The following is a 16,376-nucleotide window of genomic DNA, read 5'->3' as shown; positions in this document are numbered from 1 at the left end:
GGTTCCCGCTCGCCGGAGCGCCTCTCAGGGCGAGAGGCGCTGCCGGTCGCGCGGGAAGAGAACCGCTTCACGGATGTTCTCCAGCCCGAGCATCGTCATCACGAGTCGCTCGCCGCCCATCCCCCAGCCGGCGTGGGGCGGCATGCCGTACTTGAACATCTTCGTGTAGTACTCGAACTGCTCGGGGTCGAGCCCCTGCTGCTCGAACCCTTCGACCAGCTTCTCGTGGCGGTGCTCGCGCTGTCCACCCGAGACGAGCTCCATCCGGGGGTGCATCATGTCGAACCCCGTCGAGAGCGAGTCGTCGTCGTCCTGGTCCTTGATGTAGAACGGCTTGATCTCGCTGGGCCAGCCGGTGATGAAGTAGAACGTCCCCACGTCCTCGCCAAGCGCGCGTTCGGCCTCCGTCGAGAGGTCGTCGCCGAACACGAGCTGCTCGTCGAGCTCGCCGGTGGCGTTGATCCGCTCGATCGCCTCCTCGTAGCTCAGGCGCGGGAAGTCGCCCTCGGGCACGTCGAAGTCGTCGTACCCGAGGAGGTCGAGCTGCTCCGCGCAGTTCTCGGCGACGGCCTCGTAGACGGAGACGACGATCTCCTCGGCGGCGTCCATCGCCTCGTGGTGGTCCGCGAAGGCGGACTCGAAGTCGATCGAGGTCGCCTCGTTGAGGTGTCGCGGCGTGTTGTGCTCCTCGGCGCGGAAGATCGGGCCGATCTCGAACACCGTCTCGAGGCCGGAGCCGGCCATCAGCTGCTTGAACAGCTGGGGGCTCTGGTTCATGAAGGCCTCCTCGCCGAAGTAGGTGATCGGGAACAGCTCCGTGCCGCCCTCCGTGCCGGTGGCGACGATCTTCGGCGTGTTGATCTCGGTGGCGTTCAGGTCACGGAACGTCTCGCGGGCGGCGCGCATGACCTCCGCGCGGATCTCGAAGATCGCCTTGACCTCCGGCTTCCGGAGGTCGAGCGTGCGGTTGTCGAGTCGGGTCGGGAGCTCGGCGTCGACCTTCCCGGAGGGGTCGAGCGGGAGCTCGGGGTCGGCCTCGGCGACGACCTCGATCGACTCGGGCACGAGCTCGAAGCCGGTCGGCGCGCGGGGCTCCTCCTTCACGTCGCCGACGACTTCGAGCACCGACTCGCGGTGGACGTTCAGGCCGGTCTCGACCAGCTCGTCGTCCATCTCGTCTTTCTCCAGCTTGATCTGGAGCTTGCCGCTCTTGTCCCGGAGGATGAGGAAGGCGATGCCGCCGAGGTCGCGGATCTCGTGGACCCAGCCGGCCACCGTGGCCGACTCGCCGGCGTCCACGTCCGCCGCGTAGGTTCGGTCCTGCATGGGCGAGCGTTCGCTCGGGGCGTCTTTAAACACCGCGTTTCGGGGGCGGAGCCGGCTCAGCGTCCTCGCCCGGCGCTGACGAAAGAGGTATAGCGGCGGCGTGTCGTTCCACCGCCATGTCCCTCCACCGGCGCGGTGTGTTGGCGCTTGCGGCCTCGCTCGTGACTGGCGGCTGTCTCGGCTTCGCCGGTGGCGGCTGTGAGTCGGGAACCAACGTCGACACCCAGCAGTTCGATCCGATCGCCGAGCTCGACGGCTGGCTGGTCGAACGGCAGCAGGCCGCCGCGGCCGACGCCGTCGAGAACGGCGGCACACGACTGACCACCTACGAGCCGTCGCCGTTCCGCGAGCCGACGATCGTCCGCCACGACGGCGCGTTCTACCGGGCCCGCAGCGAGCAGGTCGACACGACCGACATTCCGGCGTTCGAACTCTCCGCGAAGTGGCGCTCGGGGCATACCCCCATCGACGCCGAGCTCGTCCCGTTCGAGGCGCTGCCCGCGAACGACCGCCGGGCGTTCCGGATGGCGGTCTCCGATCGGCCGGAGGCCGGTCTCCCCGTGAAGAAGTTCACCGTCCGGAACCACTCGGTGCCGTACCCCGACGGCGGCGACGGCTCGGTGCTGATCGGGAACACGACGTGGGTCGAGTGGGCGGACCGGCCGGTCCGCGTCGAGGTTCTGGGTGAGCGGACTCGCACGATCCGGCGGAAGACCTACGAGGTCACGACCGAGCGTGTCGCCGAGGACGAGGCGGCGTTCCGATCACACCTCGGCGAAGAGTACCTCGTCGATCTGCGCGACATTCCAGAGGCCCAGTTGGAGATCCTCCGGGACGCACGCGGCGACGACATCTACGAGGAGTGCAACCCGCAGTCGGACGCGCTGGCGGCGCTGCGCGATCGGTTGGAGGACGCACCCGCCCTCCCGGCACCGTACCCCGAAGAGCTGTACGTCGCGTTCGACGACGAGCGCTTCCGGCTCTCAGTGGAGGCGTGGACCGATCAGGGGTCCTTCGCGCCGTCGACGGTCTCGGCCACCGCGTCGACGCCCTCGTCGTGAAGCAGGTCGCCGACGACGACCGTGTCGGCGTGTTCGCCCATCTCGCGGGCGCTCTCGTAGTCGTGGATCCCGCCGCCGTAGAACAGCGTCGCGTCGTCGAGTTCCTCGGCCGCCGCGGCGACGGTTTCGGGGTCGCCGTACGTGCCGGAGTACTCGAGGTAGACGATATCCTGGCCGAACATGCGCTCGGCGACGCCGGCGTAGGCGGCCACGTCCGCGGCGGTCAGGTCGCAGTCGGCGTCGGTGTACTCGGCGACTGCGGCGTCGGGGTTGAGCACCACGTACGCCTCGGTGTGGGTGTTGGGCCAGTCGAGCTCATCGTCCATCCGGGCCCACTCCTTGTGGGCGCCGGTGATCCAGAACGGGTCGCCCGCGTTCAGGACGGTGGGGACGAGGTAGCCGTCGAGCGCGTCGTGCTCGATCACGACGCCGGGGTTGGAGGGTTCCTGGTAGATCGGCACGTCGTGGGCCGCGCAGGCGTCGACGACCCGCTGCATCTTCTCGCTGGTCACGTCCATGGTGCCGCCGATCTCGAGCGCGTCGGTGCCCGTCGCGGCGACGTCGTCGAACGTCTCGCCTGCTGCCAGTTCCTTGTCGGGGTCCACCTTCAGGACGTGGTCCCACGCTGCCCACGGGCCGGTCATGGAGTCCGATGTTCGGTCTGTGGCTAAAAAGTGCGCGGACCGTGGTTCGAGCCGTGGACAGTTCAGAACCGTCGTCCCATCGACTCGGCTCGATTCATCACCTCGTCCCGACTCTCGACCTCACCCACCGGTACTCTCCCCGGCTGCCGCTCGAACTCACACGCCGTGCACTCGTAGTAGACTTTCCAGCCGGTTCCCTCCGATTTCGTCCCGAACCACAGCGCCGAACCACAGGCAGGACACGCCGCCGTGTCGTGTTTCACCATCTGCATCGGTCGTGGGTCCTGCTCCCGCCTTCCTACCTGAGTTCCGGGGTGGGAACAGCGCGTGGGTTTTTGTGTCCTCCAGCGAGAGGCGTGAGTAATGGGTTACGACGGGCCGGAGATCTACCGAGCACCGTTCGGTAGCGACGAGGCACGAGCGAACTTCGACCGAACCGTGCTCTCGGGTGTCGACGCCGACGATATCGACGCGTCGACGGAACGCGAACTGGGCGGCACCGTTCGGCTGTGGGGGACGAAAGAGTCGGTCGAAGGCTCGTGGCGCCACGTCGAGGCGGGCGACTTCCTCATCTTCTACCGCGACGGCGAGTACGAATACGCTGCCGAGGTGCTCGAGACCGAGCGGAACGAGGAACTCGGAAGGGAGATATGGCCGAATCACGAGGACGGGAGCCCGTGGGTCTGTATTCTCTACCTGAAGGAGCCAGTCGAACTGGGCGTCGCGTCGGCGGAGGTCCACGACTTGGCCGGCTACGAGATCGAGCACACGATGGGGTTCAGCCCGCTCAACGAGATGGGGATCGGCGGCATCCGTGGCCGTTGGGGGTCGGTCGAGGAGTTCGTCTACGGATCGAGCGGTGGCGGTGACGAACCCGAAATCGACGTGCGAGCGACCCCGACCGTCGACGTGCCGGAATCGACGCTGGACGGCCTTTACTTCCCGGGCGAGCAGCCCGCCGAGATCGTCGACCAAGTGAACGCAGCACTCAACGCCGGCAAGCACATCGTGTTCACTGGCCCGCCGGGAACCGGGAAAACCGAGATTGCCCGCCGCGTCTCCCGACACCTCGCTGGCGCTCACGACGACGTGTACTCCGGACACCAGATGACGACCGCGACGGCGGACTGGTCGACGTTCGAGACTGTCGGCGGCTACATGCCCGAAGAGGGGGGCGAGGGCGACCTCTCGTTCGTGGCCGGGCAGGTGCTCAGGCGGTTCAAGCGCGACGGGGTCCAACGGAACGAACCGCTGGTGATCGACGAGATCAACCGCGCCGACATCGACAAGTCGTTCGGGCAACTGTTCACGCTGCTTTCGGGGCAGGGGGTCCAACTCCCGTTCACTCGTGACGGCGAGGAGATCGAGATCCTCCCGGGCGACGAGTTCGACGGAGAACTGAGCCCCAACGAGTACGTCATGCCCGAGTCGTGGCGGCTGTTCGCGACGATGAACAGCTACGACAAGACCGCCCTCTACGAGATGTCCTACGCGTTCATGCGTCGGTTCGCGTTCATTCACGTCGACGCGCCCGAGATTCCGGAGGACGATCCGGGGGGACTCGTCGCCGAGTACGCGTCCGTTTGGGGCATCGACGCCGACGAGGACCTGCTGGCCGACGTGGGTGAGGTGTGGCGGATCGCGAACACCACGATCGAGGAGCGGAAACTGGGGCCGGCCATCGTCAAGGACATGCTCTCCCACGTCACTCACTCGGGCCTTCCCCGGAACGGGGCCCTCACCCGGGCGGTCGCGGACTACGTCTTCCCGCAGTTGGAGGGCGTTGCCCGCCGGGAAGCGATCGTCTCGGAGCTCGCCGACCTCAACTGTCTCGATGGGGACCGACTCGTCGCACTCGCGAGAGACATTCTGCAGGTCAGGCTCGCCGACGCCCGATGAGGCGCGACGAACTGATCGAGGGGCTCTCGCAGGACGTGCTCGCGTACGTGATGCACGGCTCGTTCCCGGAGCAGCAGGTAGTCGAGGAACTCCGTCCCGACGCGCTGGACAGTCGCTTCGACGACTACGAGAGTCTGGTCCGACTGCATTTCGTCCTCCGCCCCGACGTCGTCGACTTCGTCGAACGGCTCCCTCGCCGCCTGCGGAGTATCCGGACCGAGACCGAGAGCGTCTCGAACACGTCGCGTGGACGGGTCGACGGCCGGATCGACTGGAACCGGACCGTCCGGGAGCGCTACTCGCGCAACCCCAAGGACCGGTCGCTGTTCGTCTGTGACAACCGCGCCGAGAACTACGACACCGACGAGAACGTCGTCCTGAAGCGGCTGCTCGCGCTGATCTACGAGACGCTCGACGACTGTGCACACCTGTTCGACCGGGAGTACGACTGGGTGACCGACCGCTGGCGGGAGAGCCTCGATCTCGTCGACGTGCTGCGGAACGTGTTCGAGCGGAACGTCCACGTCTCCCGAATTCGCGACCCCACCGAGTACGAGCCGACCGACCGAATGCTCCAGCGTGCCGAGAGCGCCCGGAGCGACCTCTATCGGGAGTCGGCCCGATTGCTCCGACAGTACCGCGAGAGTCTTGCGGCCGAGGAGGACGCCGTCGCCGAACTGCTCCGGGAGACGACCATCACGCCCGACGACGAGGAGACGCTGCTGGAACTGTACGTGCTGTTCCGGTACGTCTCGGCCGTCGAGTCGCTGGACGAGTCAGCGTTCACCATCCGGACCATCGAGTCGGGCTCGCAGGAGATCGCTCGGCTGGAACACGACAGCCGGGAGCTCCTGCTCTATCATGACAGTTCTGCCCGCGACCGCGGGCTCTCGTTCGTCCCCGAGGAGTTCGAACGCTCCCGCGAGGACCTCTCCCGGGCTGGGCTCGTCCAGCGCGAGACGCAGTCCGTCGCGGAGGCGTACTTCGAGGATCGGGAACTCCGGCAGTCGACGGGTCGCCCGGACGTGATCGTACTGGAGATTCGGGAGGAGGACCGCCGTGAGTATCTCGTGACCGAAGTGAAGAACTCGACCAACTACGACACCGTCCGCTCGGGAATCAAGGAGACGCTGGAGTACCTCGCGTTCCTCCGGCAGGACCGAGATCTGGTGTACGACGACGACCAGCCGTTCGGTTCGGGCTGGAACGGCGTGCTCGTGATTCAGGATCTCGAAGGCGAGGAAACGGCTGATCTCGACGATCAGGAGTCGATCCGGATCCTGCAGGCGTCGGAAGTCGAGGAACGACTCATGCGGGTGTTGGCGGAAGTGCTCTGAACTGCGCGCGCTCACCCTCCCGCGTCGACGACGTGGCCGGCGGCCTGGCGCAGTACTGCGAGACGAAGCAGCGCGCCGACGAACTGGACGCGAAGATCCAGCGCACCGACGACCTGATTTCCGAGAGTATCTACTAGCGCGAGCGAAGCGAGCGCCCCTTTTGTCGCCAGAAATCGAAAATTTCTGGCTGCTAACCGGAACGCGAAGCGTTCCGGTGATGGTCCAGCTTTTGCGAGGAGTGGTCGCGAGCGGAGCGAGCGACCCGACGAGTAAAAGGTGGGACTGAGATCGTGTACGAACTGTACGGGCTGACCGACGAGGAGATCGAGATCGTCGAGGAGAGTGTCCAGTAGCGTCGCGGTGCGGTCGAGCCGCTAGCCAGTCGTGGACACCGATGCCGTTCGCGAACGAGCGAAGCGGGTGAGCCCAGTTTTGCTCCAGCTTTTGCGAGGAGCGGTGGCGAGCGGAGCGAGCCACCCGACGAGTAAAAGGTGGGAGTCAGAAGGTGGGTGTGCAGAACCCTTATTCCGGGTGACGACGTTATTTCGCGTATGGCCACCGAAGGGCGCTCTCCGGACCCCGACGACGACGAGGAGCTACTTCCGGACGAGGCGGCCGTGATCGCCGAGCGAGTCGGTTCGCTCGACGAAATCGACGACGATGAACTCCTCACGACCGACGAGGTCGCCGAGAAGTTCGGTATCGACCTCGACGACGAATAGCGTGCCACACGCGCCGTCGTCCCTTCGGATTCTCCCTATCGTCCTCGAAGACGATCTCAGTTCGATTCAGTAGCACAACCCTGATCATGCAGCGCGGATACTGCGGAAGATCGACGACTGGAAGGACAAGATCCAGTGGGGTCGCGTCCCGCAGGAGCACCTGACCTATCTGACCGGCTCGGACGCGTACAACTTCTATCGCGAACGAGTCGGAAACAGTGGCTACCGCGTGATATACGAGATCAGCGACGATGTGATGACCGTCGTCGCAGTGCTCCCCAAGGGCGACGATACGTACGATCTCACTGAGCTTCGGGGACGACTTGGGTAACCGCTAACCGCCACACCCGAGAGTTAAGCACGAAACCGCCCAACTCGCCGGTATGACCGAGATCGTTCGGGACGACAATCACAGCGACGGATCGCCGACCGTCGGCGGTACCGGGATCCGCGTCGAGAACGTCGCCGACGCCTACGAGTACAGCGGCTACTCCCCGGACGAGATCGTGGACCACTACCCGACACTGACGCTGCAGGACGTACACGCTGCCCTCGCGTACTTCTACGGAAACTCGGAGGAGTTCGACCAACTACCGAAGGCTCGGAACAACGACGAGGAAGCGACATGAGTGAGGACACGCCATCTAACGCTCTCGACCTACAGAAAGGGACGCAGCCCTACCGAATCCTCCAGTTCCTCGCGCGCAACGACGACCAGGCGTTCACCCAGACCGAGATCCACGAGGCCACCGAGATCAAGCGCGGCAGCGTGGGCGCCGTGCTCTCACGGCTGGAGGACCGCGGGTTGGTCCGCCACCGCGGGCGCTACTGGGCGATCGCCGAGGACGACCGGCTCGCTTCCTTCGCGGCGCAGGCCGGCGCGAGTTCGGCCTCGACGACCGACGACTACTACGGCGACGAGTGACGCCGGACCGAGGCGCGGTCGTCAAAGGTCCCGACCTGTTCGCGGACCACAACTACCGACCGTACGTCCGACTCAGTGACGACAGCCACCCGTTCGGCGACGAGGAAGCACTCTACGCTGCGGTCACGACAATTGAACGACCGGATGCGATCCAACTCTCCGACGAGGCGTTCGTCGCCGGTGGACTCCCGCGGGAGAGCTACGCGAACCCGTGGACGGTCGTCTCGATCCGACACGCGGATATCGAAGAACGGGAGGGCCTACTCGACGAGGAAACGACGGACGAGATCGCGACCGCCACGGCCGACTACATCGGTGCGATCTGACGCTCAGTCGGCTTTGGCCTGCCAGTCCCGCACCGACCCCGCACTAACCCCGTCCACGCTCGACGCCAGTTCGTCCGGGTCCGCGTCCTTCAGCCCTTCCACGTCCTCGACGCCCGCTTCCGCAAGCTTCTCGGCGGTCTTCTCGCCGATCCCCTCGACGGTCTCCAGTTCGGAGTCGGCCTCGCGGGCCTGGAACTCCCGGTAGTTACAGATCGGGCAGCCGAGCTCCCACGGCTCGTCGTCGTCGCCGTGGACCACGAGGTGCGGGAGGTGGTGCTCCTCGCAGGTCTCCTCGGTCACCTCGATCTCGCCGCGGCGGGGCAGCGGCAGCGAGTAGTCGCAGTCCGGATACCGCGTACAGCCGACGAGCCGCGAGCCCGAGCGCAGTTGCTTGATCGCCAGCTCCCCGCCGTGTTCCTCCCCACATTCGGGACAGGCGCCGATGATGCGGTCGGCCTCGGCGTCGGCCTCCTCGGCCTTGCAGAGCGGGCAGCCGTGGACGAACGTCTTCCGCCCGGCGAGCATCTTCACGCGGTTGAGTCCGTGCTCCTCGCACTTCTCGTCGAGGATCAGCGGCTTCCCCGTCGAGGGCAGCGGGAGCGTGTACTCGCAGTCGGGGTAGCCGTCACAGCCGACGAAGTAGCTGCCGTAGCGCGATTTCCGGACGAGCAGGTCCTCGCCACACTCCGGACACGGGCCGAGGATCTTGTCGGCCTTCATCGACTTCCGCAGGTGGTCGCCGACCTCCTCGCGGGACTCCCGCAGCTCCTCGAACACCGTCTCCAGCATCTCGCGGGACTCCGCGGTCACCTCGTCGAACTCCTTCTCGCCGGCGGCGATGGCGCGCATGTCCGCCTCCAGCTGGGCGGTCATCTCCTCGCTGACGATGTGGTCGGCGAACTCCTCGGCGGCCTCGACGACCGCGTGGGCCAGCTGCGTCGGCCGGGGCGGGTCGCCCTCGACGTAGTTGCGGTCGTACAGCTTCTCGATGGTGTTGTGGCGGGTGGAGTTGTGGACGACTACTCCACCCCCAACGGCGAAATTCGGGGCGTCTTCGTCGACTGTGAGGTCGTAAACAGGGCCGTCGTACTCCCGTTCCGTCACCTCTAGAACGGTCTGCCCGCTCGTTTTTCCGAGAACTGCACCGTATATCGACCCCTCGAACGCGCTCGCAACATACCGAATCGTTCTGTTTCCGTCGTGGCTCCGGTTGCTTCCACTGATTTGTTTCTCGAGGTAGTTCTCTCTGCGAAGTGCGCTGACGATACTCCCGACCCGACCTTCGGAAAGGCCGAGTTCGGCAGCCAGTTCGCTGGTCGACCTCGGCTGCTCAACGGTCAGTTCGAGTATTCGTGCTTTGTGCCGCGTTACGTCATAACTCCGGAGTGCATCGAGCGCTCTATGGTACTTTTCGTCGATAGCCACCGGTATCTGGTCGAAGAAGCGCTCTAAGTTCTCTCGACCTCGGATGTGGAGCTTGTGCTGGGATTCCGCAAGTTTCGTCTCGATACCCCGGTCCTCGAGCATTTCTCCGACTTCGGCGAGCAGTTCATGGTTCGTGTTCGAGATGAACGCCTTTCGTTCCCGAGAAACGTGACCCTCGTCGTCCATCAGTGCACCAATGAACGATGGGACGTACTCGTCAGGAACGGCGGGACAACCAGAGTCTTCGACGGTTTCGAGCAAGTGATGAAGGATCCGGCTGACACTGGAGGGAACGTTCGCTTGATACTTCATCTGGTGATGAGACTCACGCCCCGGTCGATCGCTCACTGACGGATGTACACCGAATATCGCCTCGATGTCCGAAGCGAACCGCTCGATGAGTTGCTTATCGGTGTTGTGGTATCTCACGTCGACGACATTTTCGGATTCGTCGACGTGGATCGAACCGTCTCCGAGGAGATTTGCGAGCACCCGAGCGAGATTGGGGGACCAGCGAATAGGGAAGGGATTCTCGAAGGTCACTCCCTCATTTAGTCCGTGTAGTTCGTCGGGACGAATCCCGGTTCGGCCCAGAACCCACACTGGAACGTCCCGGTAGCTGTTCTCCCATGCACTGATCTCCGCCCTGTCGATGTCGAGTTGGTCCGCAAGTTCTCGCTGGGTCTGCCCCGTTTTCGCTCGCGTTTCCGCGAGAGCGTTGTTGGAGTCCGTCCCGTAGAGCTTCGTCCACCGGTCGGACTCCGTCGCGAACGTTTCCCACGTCAGTACCGGATCAAGGTTGTCAGATTCGGTCTGGTCGGTCGTGGGGCGGATGCTCAGTAGTTCGTCACCGGGTTCTACCTCCCCAGCTTGAACGATCTGCGTCCCTTCGTTCCGTACGTACAGCGGGTGGTCCGACGTGACCGAGAACGAGCTGTTCGCCGTACGGAGGCGTACCACCTCTTCGTCCGGACCGAGTTCACGCTTGCTGACAAGCGTTCCCTCGGCTTCGATGGCTCGGTCTGTCGCCTCCTCGACAGAGATGGTTTTCGGTGCACCACTGGTCGTTGCGATTTCCGTATCACCGTCGGCGAGGACGACCTGTTCGTCCTCGAAAACCGCACTGATCTTCCGGCGCTCGATGTCGTTTCCGCTCCGAACGAGCACCTCTGTATCCTCAGTCAGACATTTCGTCCCCACCCCCATCTCCTCCATCGTCTCGATCAGCCGCGACTGGCCGTAGCGCCGCGGCGGCTGGGTCTCCTTCGCGTCGAGGCGCACGTCGCTGACCGCCAGCGCCTCGCCGCGCTCCACGTCCGGCACCACGGTCTCGTCGGCCGAGGAGTACGGGTAGACGGAGTGGTACCCCTCCTCCAGCAGGCGCTTCCCGTTGGCCTTCAGCGAGAGGCCGCGCTCGCCGCCGGCGGGCAGCGAGACTTCGCCTTCGACCCCCGCGACCACGCGCAGGTGCTCCCACGTCGCCGCGGGCGCACAGGTCGCGAAGAAGCGCCGGACGACCAGTTCGTACACCTCCCACTCGTCGTCGTCCAGATCCGTCGGCATCTCGCCGGTCGGGTGGATCGGCGGGTGGTCGGTGGTCTCCTCGTCGCCCTCGGTGGGTTCGATCTCGTCCTGCTCCAGCAGTTCCGCGACGCTGTCGCCGAAGAACGTCTCCGAGAACGCCTCCAGTAGCTCCTCGGGGTCGAGATCGTCCGGGTAGACCGTGTTGTCGGTCCGCGGGTAGGTGATGTAGCCCGCGGTGTAGAGGTCCTCGGCGATGCTCATCGCGCGCTGGGCCGAGTAGCCGAGCGAGCTCGCCGCGCGGATGAACTGCGTGGTGTTGAACGGCGCCGGCGGCTCGTCGGTCCGGGTCCGGCGGTTCACCTCCTCGACGGCGGCGTCGGCGGCCGACGCGAGCGCCTCGTGGGCGTTCTCGGCGGCCACCTCGTCCCAGATGCGCCGGGCCTCGTTGCCGTCCTCGTCGAGGTAGAAGTACTGCGCCTCGAAGCCGGCGCCGCCGTCCTTCGTGAGATCGGCAAACAGCTCCCAGTAGTCGTCGGGGTCGAACGCCTGAATCTCGCGCTCGCGGTCGACGAGCAGCTTCAGCGTCGGTCCCTGCACCCGGCCGACGGAGATGAAGTCCTCGCCCAGTTGGCCCGCAGAGAGCGAGAGGAAGCGCGTGAGTGCGGCGCCCCAGACCAGATCCACGGTCTGGCGCGCTTCGCCCGCCGCGGCGAGGTCGAAGTCGAGTTCGCCCGTGTTCGCGAAGGCGTCCTGTACCTCGTTTTCGGTGATTGAGGAGAACCGCGCGCGCTCGATGGGGACCGACTCGTCCACGTCCCGGACGATGTCGAACGCCTCCTTCCCGATGAGTTCGCCCTCGCGGTCGTAGTCGGTCGCGATGATCACGCGGTCGGCGTCCCGGGAGAGCCGCCGGAGCGCGGCGACGATCGCCTCCTGCGTGGGTTCGGTGTCGATCGGCGCCTCGATGAGTTCGTGGGGCTCGACGTCCCGCCAGTCGTCGTACTCCGGCGGGAAGTCGACGCCGACGACGTGGCCCGAGAGGCCGATCACCCGCGTGCCCCCCCAGCCGTAGACGTTGACGCCGTTGACCCGTTCGGCGTCGGCGGTACCGTCGCTGAGGATCTCCGCGATGCGACGGGCCGCGTTGTCCTTCTCGGTGACGATGAGTTCCATTCGCTACCGGCAGTACACCGCTCCCGGGCCTAAACGTTTCGCGCTCCGGGATCGGAAGACATGTTCCTCGCGCGCGCTCACGCTCGCGTATGCGCAACTCCCGCCGTGCGTTCCTCCGCCGTGGCACCGCAGCGATCGCGTCCGCGACCCTCCTCGCCGGCTGTTCCGGCGGCGACGACGCGACCGAGACCAGCAGCTTCGACGGCCCCGTCGTCGAGGTCGGCCCGGGCGGGCAGAACGTGTTCACTCCGGGCACGGACGAACCGCTCCGGATCGAACCCGGCACCCGCGTTCGGTGGCTCTGGCGCTCGGTCAACCACAACGTCGTCGTCCGTGACCAGCCCGCCGACGCCGACTGGGGCGGCGAACCCGACATCCACGACTCCGGCCACGTCTACGAGTTCACGTTCGAGGTGCCCGGCGAGTACCACTACGTCTGTGAACCCCACGAGCGGTTGGGGATGGTCGGGGACGTGATCGTCTCAGAGTAGTCGGATTGGCCGCAGCAGCCGTCGCGGCAGCCACTGCACGAACGACACGACCGGCTGCAGGCTCCCCCAGCGTGGTTCGACTGCCCGGTAGCGTTTCCCGTCGACACGCTCGACCTGTCCCCGCGTCTCGAGGTAGTCGAGCGCCGACGCCGCCCGGTCGGTCGCGAGACCGAGCGTGTCGGCAATCTCGCTGACGGTTCGGGGATCGTCGTGTTCGCGCAGCGCCTCGTGGATCGAGCCGAGCGTCTGGATTCGCAGCATCGCCTCCCCGTTGTTCGTCTCGTCTAGCGCGGCGGCGTACTCGTGGGGCTCCGAACTGGCTCCCGCACGGACGGTCGCCGCACCGTCGAGGACGAACCACCCCCCGACGACTGCGGCCACGACGCCCGGACCGACCGCACCTCGGACGGCGATATACGTGCCGACGGCGGCGACGCTGGCGCCGTAGGCGATCCACCTCGTCCCGTCGGGCAGGGCGTACCGCTCGTCGAGCAGGTCGTGGAGGGCGATCGACCCGAACAGTACGGCTAGCGGGATCGCGGCGTCCAGCGAGAAGTCGGTCAGCCAGAGCAACAGCGCGAGCCCGACGACCGAGAGGACCAACTCCCGTAGCGTGCTGTTTCCGGGAATCGCGGGGGTTCGCCGACTCATCGCTATCGGATTCGACCAGGAGTCACTTAGCAATACCCCCATTCGTTGACCCTGCATCGGCCACCGATAAACTTTATACCGAGATACGAAACTCTCCTCGACACGCCGGTGATGATTTGTCTCCGGCTCCCCACCCGTGCAGTATGGACCAGCCCGTGGGCGCCGTCGACCGGGAGTCCTACTGGGGCTGGGTCGGGACGGCACTGTTCCTGCTGCTCCCGGTAGACCTGTTCACGACGCTGCTCTGTGTGGCGATCGTCGGCCCGGACGCGGAGTCGAACCCGTGGATGGCGTGGCTGCTCGGGCAGCCGCCGTCGGTCCTCGTCGGCGTCCACCTCGCCGTTGGCGTCACCGCAGTTGCGGGCTTTGCGGCCTACGAGGCGATCTCCCGACGGTCGGCGCGGTTCGGTAGCGTCATGCTTCAGGCGGGCCGAGCGTATCTCGTTTTGCTGACGGCTGTCGGCTTCCTCGTCCTCCTGAACAACGTCTCCGTCCTGCTGTTCCGCCAGAGCCTCCTGCCGCCGGTTGGCTGACTGTCACGTCGCCCGTAGCCGCCACCGGTCGATCAACAGCGACGCCTCGCCGTCCTCGACCCGGAACTCTACCGGCTCGCGCCGGCCCGCGGAATCGACTGTCTCGTACCGGTACACTGTGTCGCCGTCCCGGCCCTCGCTCTCGTCCGGTTCGGCCGGGAACAGTACCGTCTCCCCGTCCTTCAGCGGGTGATCGAAATCGACGCGGAGCGTGGCGCCGTCGCGTTCGACGGTCGCGTTCATCACGCCCTCGTACGCGCTGTACTCCCCGGCGAGTCGTCGGTGGCGCCGGCGCAGGCGGAAGAACGGCACCGACTCCGCCGGATCCTCGCCCAGCAGCGTCGCGAGCACGCCTTCGCCGACGACGCCCAGCGGGAACGCCGGCGAGGTGTTCGCGGCCAGCGCGACGCCGACCTCCTCGTCGGGGAGAAAGCCCTGATACGCCGACGAGACCGTGATCGACCCCGAGTGGCCCAGTAGCGTTCGGTCGCCGAGGAACCCCTCGTCGCGGAACCACCCGTAGCCGTAGCTTCGGTCGGGCCCCTCCCGACCCGCGGCGCGCCCGGGCACGTCGACGTGGCCGGCGTGGGCTCGCGCGAGCGTCTCCGCGTCGAGCAGGCGCTCGCCCGCGGCCGCCCCGCCGTTCAGGTGGAGGCGGAGGTACTGAGCCATCTCCGAGACGGAGGTGAGGATGCCCCCTGTGGCGGCGCCGATGTCCCGGGTCGGCAACGACGACGCCATCAGCCCGTCGTCGGTCTGTCGGTACTGGGTCATGTGGTCGTCGGCCATCGAGAACTCGTGGTCGTCGAACGTCGAGCGCTCCATCCCCAGCGGCTCGAACACGTGCTCGGTCACGTACTCCTCGAACGGCTTGCCCGTGAGCGACTCGACGGTCTCGCCCAGCAGCGCGTAGCCGGTGTTACAGTAGGCGAAGCGCTCGCCCGGCGGGTCGGTGCGCTCGGCGTCGGCGGCGTCGACGTGGGCGTAGAAGTCCTCGATATCCCCCAGCGGGACGTTCGGGTCCGGAAGTCGCAGTCGACGGGCGAGCAGCGTCTCGCTCACGCCCAGCGAGGGGAGGCCCGAGGAGTGCGTCAGCAGGTGGTGCAGCGTCGGCTCGGGCTCGTCGAACTCGACTGGAGTGTACGCGGAGACGGGGTCGTCGAGGTCGCAGATACCGCTCTCGACGAGTTGGAGCAGTGCCACGCCGGCGAACGACTTGGTGCAGGAGGCGATCCCGTACAGCGTCTCCGGGGTTGCGGGGCGGTTCCCCGTCAGATCACGGGAGCCCAACCCCTCGGCGAACAGCGTCTCGTCGGCGTCGGTGACCGCGACGCTCAGCCCGGGGAGGTTCTCCTCGCGGACGACCCGGCGACAGAGCCGGCCGATCTCGCGTTCGGTGTCGGCGTCGATGGACATACCGTCGCTCGGGTGCCCGGCCCGAAGAAGGTGCGGGCGGCCGTGGGGGTCGCCCGTTCCCGTAGCTCTTTGCCCCGTCCCGACCCAGGGGCGCGTATGCCCGAGACCGACGACGACCTGACGACGATGACGTGGGAGGACGCCGGGGACGCCTTCGCCGACGCCGACGCCGCGCTCTTGGGGACGGGAAGCGTCGAACAGCACTCCGTCCACCTGCCAGTCTCGGTGGACACGCTCCGCGCCGAGCACCTGACGGAGGAGCTCGTCGACGCGGCCGACGACCACGGCCTCCGGTTCGTCCGCCTGCCGACGATGCCGTACGGGATGAGCGAGCACCACATGAACTTCCCCGGGACGATCACGCTCGACCCGCTGACCTACGAGGACGCGATCGTCGAGATCGGCGCCAGCCTCGCCCGCCACGGCGTCGAGCGGTTCGTGATCGTCAACTGTCACGGCGGCAACCGCGAGCCGCTGTCGAACGCCGCCGACCGGCTCGTCCGGGAGTACGACCTCGCGACCCACTTCGTTCACTGGACGGACTTCGCCCGCGAGCGACTGCAGGAGGTCTTCGGCGAGGGCTGGGGCCACGCCGGCGACCACGAGACTAGCGTGATCGAGCACTACCGCCCGGATCTGGTGAAGGAGGGAAAGAAACAGCCCCAGAACGCGAAGGAGATGCCCGAGACCGCCAGCTACGGCTACTTCGACCGCGTCACCGACCTCGGCGGGCTGGGCGACCCGACCAACGCGGATCCCGAAGCGGTCGCCGAGGTGATCGACCACGGAACCGAGCAGATTCTGGAGGCGCTCAAAAGCGATATCGACGCCGGGTGGTAGATCGACACGAAGTACCGAGACGCTTGTTTTCTGCCGAGGCTGTGCGGTGGCGCGAAGCGTCGGCGCCTCCGTGCGCCGACCGA

15 protein-coding genes and 1 pseudogene are annotated in these 16,376 nt (G+C 66.4%); 11 read left to right on the top strand and 5 right to left on the bottom strand.

The features are described 5' to 3' along the window. Positions 1-24 precede the first annotated feature (24 nt). A complete protein-coding gene (gene aspS / locus BN1959_RS13425; protein ID WP_053949127.1) occupies positions 25-1,326 on the bottom strand; it encodes an aspartate--tRNA(Asn) ligase in 1,302 nt (433 codons plus the stop codon). A gap of 116 nt (positions 1,327-1,442) precedes the next feature. Between aspS and BN1959_RS13420 the strand changes: the two genes are divergently transcribed. After that, positions 1,443-2,387, top strand: a complete 945-nt coding sequence (locus tag BN1959_RS13420) for a hypothetical protein (protein ID WP_053949126.1) — start codon at positions 1,443-1,445, stop codon at positions 2,385-2,387. On the opposite strand, the gene BN1959_RS13415 is transcribed toward BN1959_RS13420, so the two are convergent. Further along, the gene (locus BN1959_RS13415; RefSeq protein ID WP_053949125.1) at positions 2,330-3,031 is read right to left on the bottom strand and encodes a phosphoglycerol geranylgeranyltransferase; all 702 of its coding nucleotides are present in this window, start codon (positions 3,029-3,031) and stop codon (positions 2,330-2,332) included. The two genes, BN1959_RS13420 and BN1959_RS13415, sit on opposite strands and share 58 nt — an antisense overlap. A 363-nt stretch (positions 3,032-3,394) precedes the next feature. Between BN1959_RS13415 and BN1959_RS13405 the strand changes: the two genes are divergently transcribed. The 7 genes and pseudogenes from BN1959_RS13405 to BN1959_RS13380 all read left to right on the top strand — a co-directional run bounded on the left by BN1959_RS13405 (position 3,395) and on the right by BN1959_RS13380 (position 8,240). Beyond that, a complete protein-coding gene (locus BN1959_RS13405) occupies positions 3,395-4,930 on the top strand; it encodes an AAA family ATPase (protein WP_053949123.1) in 1,536 nt (511 codons plus the stop codon). Further along, positions 4,927-6,267, top strand: coding sequence for a hypothetical protein (locus BN1959_RS13400; protein WP_053949122.1), 1,341 nt, complete (start codon positions 4,927-4,929; stop codon positions 6,265-6,267). Before BN1959_RS13405 ends, BN1959_RS13400 begins: the two co-directional genes overlap by 4 nt. Position 6,268: 1 nt before the next feature. Then, positions 6,269-6,404 (top strand): annotated as a pseudogene (locus BN1959_RS15550) (restriction endonuclease); the annotation flags it as partial. 414 nt (positions 6,405-6,818) lie between these two features. Further along, positions 6,819-6,989, top strand: a complete 171-nt coding sequence (locus BN1959_RS14880) for a hypothetical protein (protein WP_154018293.1) — start codon at positions 6,819-6,821, stop codon at positions 6,987-6,989. 383 nt (positions 6,990-7,372) lie between these two features. After that, on the top strand, positions 7,373-7,618 hold the full coding sequence (locus BN1959_RS13390) for a DUF433 domain-containing protein (RefSeq protein ID WP_053949121.1): 246 nt from the start codon (positions 7,373-7,375) through the stop codon (positions 7,616-7,618). Then, positions 7,615-7,914 carry a MarR family transcriptional regulator gene (locus BN1959_RS13385; protein WP_053949120.1) on the top strand — a complete coding sequence of 100 codons (300 nt, stop codon included), beginning with the start codon at positions 7,615-7,617 and terminating at the stop codon, positions 7,912-7,914. Before BN1959_RS13390 ends, BN1959_RS13385 begins: the two co-directional genes overlap by 4 nt. Further along, positions 7,911-8,240 (top strand): hypothetical protein, encoded by a 330-nt coding sequence (locus BN1959_RS13380; protein ID WP_053949119.1) that lies wholly within the window; start codon positions 7,911-7,913, stop codon positions 8,238-8,240. Before BN1959_RS13385 ends, BN1959_RS13380 begins: the two co-directional genes overlap by 4 nt. 3 nt (positions 8,241-8,243) lie before the next feature. Here BN1959_RS13380 and BN1959_RS15520 read toward each other — a convergent pair whose 3' ends face one another. Beyond that, complete coding sequence (locus BN1959_RS15520; protein ID WP_053949118.1) at positions 8,244-12,362, bottom strand: DNA topoisomerase I; 4,119 nt, start codon at positions 12,360-12,362, stop codon at positions 8,244-8,246. An 89-nt stretch (positions 12,363-12,451) separates the two neighbouring features. Here BN1959_RS15520 and BN1959_RS13370 point away from each other — a divergent pair, with 89 nt between their 5' ends. Then, positions 12,452-12,853: a plastocyanin/azurin family copper-binding protein gene (locus tag BN1959_RS13370; RefSeq protein ID WP_053949117.1), complete on the top strand. Its 402-nt coding sequence runs from the start codon at positions 12,452-12,454 to the stop codon at positions 12,851-12,853. Here BN1959_RS13370 and BN1959_RS13365 read toward each other — a convergent pair. Further along, the gene (locus BN1959_RS13365) at positions 12,845-13,504 is read right to left on the bottom strand and encodes a hypothetical protein (protein WP_154018292.1); all 660 of its coding nucleotides are present in this window, start codon (positions 13,502-13,504) and stop codon (positions 12,845-12,847) included. The genes BN1959_RS13370 and BN1959_RS13365 overlap by 9 nt on opposite strands. Positions 13,505-13,647: 143 nt before the next feature. On the opposite strand from BN1959_RS13365, the gene BN1959_RS13360 reads away from it, so the two are divergent. After that, complete coding sequence (locus tag BN1959_RS13360; RefSeq protein WP_053949115.1) at positions 13,648-14,037, top strand: hypothetical protein; 390 nt, start codon at positions 13,648-13,650, stop codon at positions 14,035-14,037. Between the two features lie 3 nt (positions 14,038-14,040). Here the strand turns inward: BN1959_RS13360 and BN1959_RS13355 are convergent, their stop codons facing one another. Continuing rightward, positions 14,041-15,453: a serine hydrolase gene (locus BN1959_RS13355; protein ID WP_053949114.1), complete on the bottom strand. Its 1,413-nt coding sequence runs from the start codon at positions 15,451-15,453 to the stop codon at positions 14,041-14,043. 96 nt (positions 15,454-15,549) lie between these two features. Between BN1959_RS13355 and BN1959_RS13350 the strand changes: the two genes are divergently transcribed. Then, entirely contained in the window at positions 15,550-16,293 is a 744-nt protein-coding gene (locus BN1959_RS13350) for a creatininase family protein (protein ID WP_053949113.1), read from the top strand. Positions 16,294-16,376: the final 83 nt, after the last annotated feature.

The organism is Halolamina sediminis, assembly GCF_001282785.1.
In the GTDB taxonomy this organism is placed as follows: Archaea; Halobacteriota; Halobacteria; order Halobacteriales; family Haloferacaceae; genus Halolamina; species Halolamina sediminis.
This window is presented reverse-complemented; position numbering and strand designations above follow the sequence as displayed.

Bases quoted from the DNA above. Each gene is read 5' to 3' on its own strand.
- BN1959_RS13415 (WP_053949125.1), bottom strand. From the start codon at position 3,031: ATGACCGGCCCGTGGGCAGCGTGGGACCACGTCCTGAAGGTGGACCCC.
- BN1959_RS13350 (WP_053949113.1), top strand. From the start codon at position 15,550: ATGCCCGAGACCGACGACGACCTGACGACGATGACGTGGGAGGACGCC.
- BN1959_RS13400 (WP_053949122.1), top strand. From the start codon at position 4,927: ATGAGGCGCGACGAACTGATCGAGGGGCTCTCGCAGGACGTGCTCGCG.
- BN1959_RS15520 (WP_053949118.1), bottom strand. From the start codon at position 12,362: ATGGAACTCATCGTCACCGAGAAGGACAACGCGGCCCGTCGCATCGCG.
- BN1959_RS13360 (WP_053949115.1), top strand. From the start codon at position 13,648: ATGGACCAGCCCGTGGGCGCCGTCGACCGGGAGTCCTACTGGGGCTGG.
- BN1959_RS13420 (WP_053949126.1), top strand. From the start codon at position 1,443: ATGTCCCTCCACCGGCGCGGTGTGTTGGCGCTTGCGGCCTCGCTCGTG.
- BN1959_RS13370 (WP_053949117.1), top strand. From the start codon at position 12,452: ATGCGCAACTCCCGCCGTGCGTTCCTCCGCCGTGGCACCGCAGCGATC.
- BN1959_RS14880 (WP_154018293.1), top strand. From the start codon at position 6,819: ATGGCCACCGAAGGGCGCTCTCCGGACCCCGACGACGACGAGGAGCTA.
- BN1959_RS13355 (WP_053949114.1), bottom strand. From the start codon at position 15,453: ATGTCCATCGACGCCGACACCGAACGCGAGATCGGCCGGCTCTGTCGC.
- aspS (WP_053949127.1), bottom strand. From the start codon at position 1,326: ATGCAGGACCGAACCTACGCGGCGGACGTGGACGCCGGCGAGTCGGCC.
- BN1959_RS13390 (WP_053949121.1), top strand. From the start codon at position 7,373: ATGACCGAGATCGTTCGGGACGACAATCACAGCGACGGATCGCCGACC.
- BN1959_RS13405 (WP_053949123.1), top strand. From the start codon at position 3,395: ATGGGTTACGACGGGCCGGAGATCTACCGAGCACCGTTCGGTAGCGAC.
- BN1959_RS13365 (WP_154018292.1), bottom strand. From the start codon at position 13,504: ATGAGTCGGCGAACCCCCGCGATTCCCGGAAACAGCACGCTACGGGAG.
- BN1959_RS13385 (WP_053949120.1), top strand. From the start codon at position 7,615: ATGAGTGAGGACACGCCATCTAACGCTCTCGACCTACAGAAAGGGACG.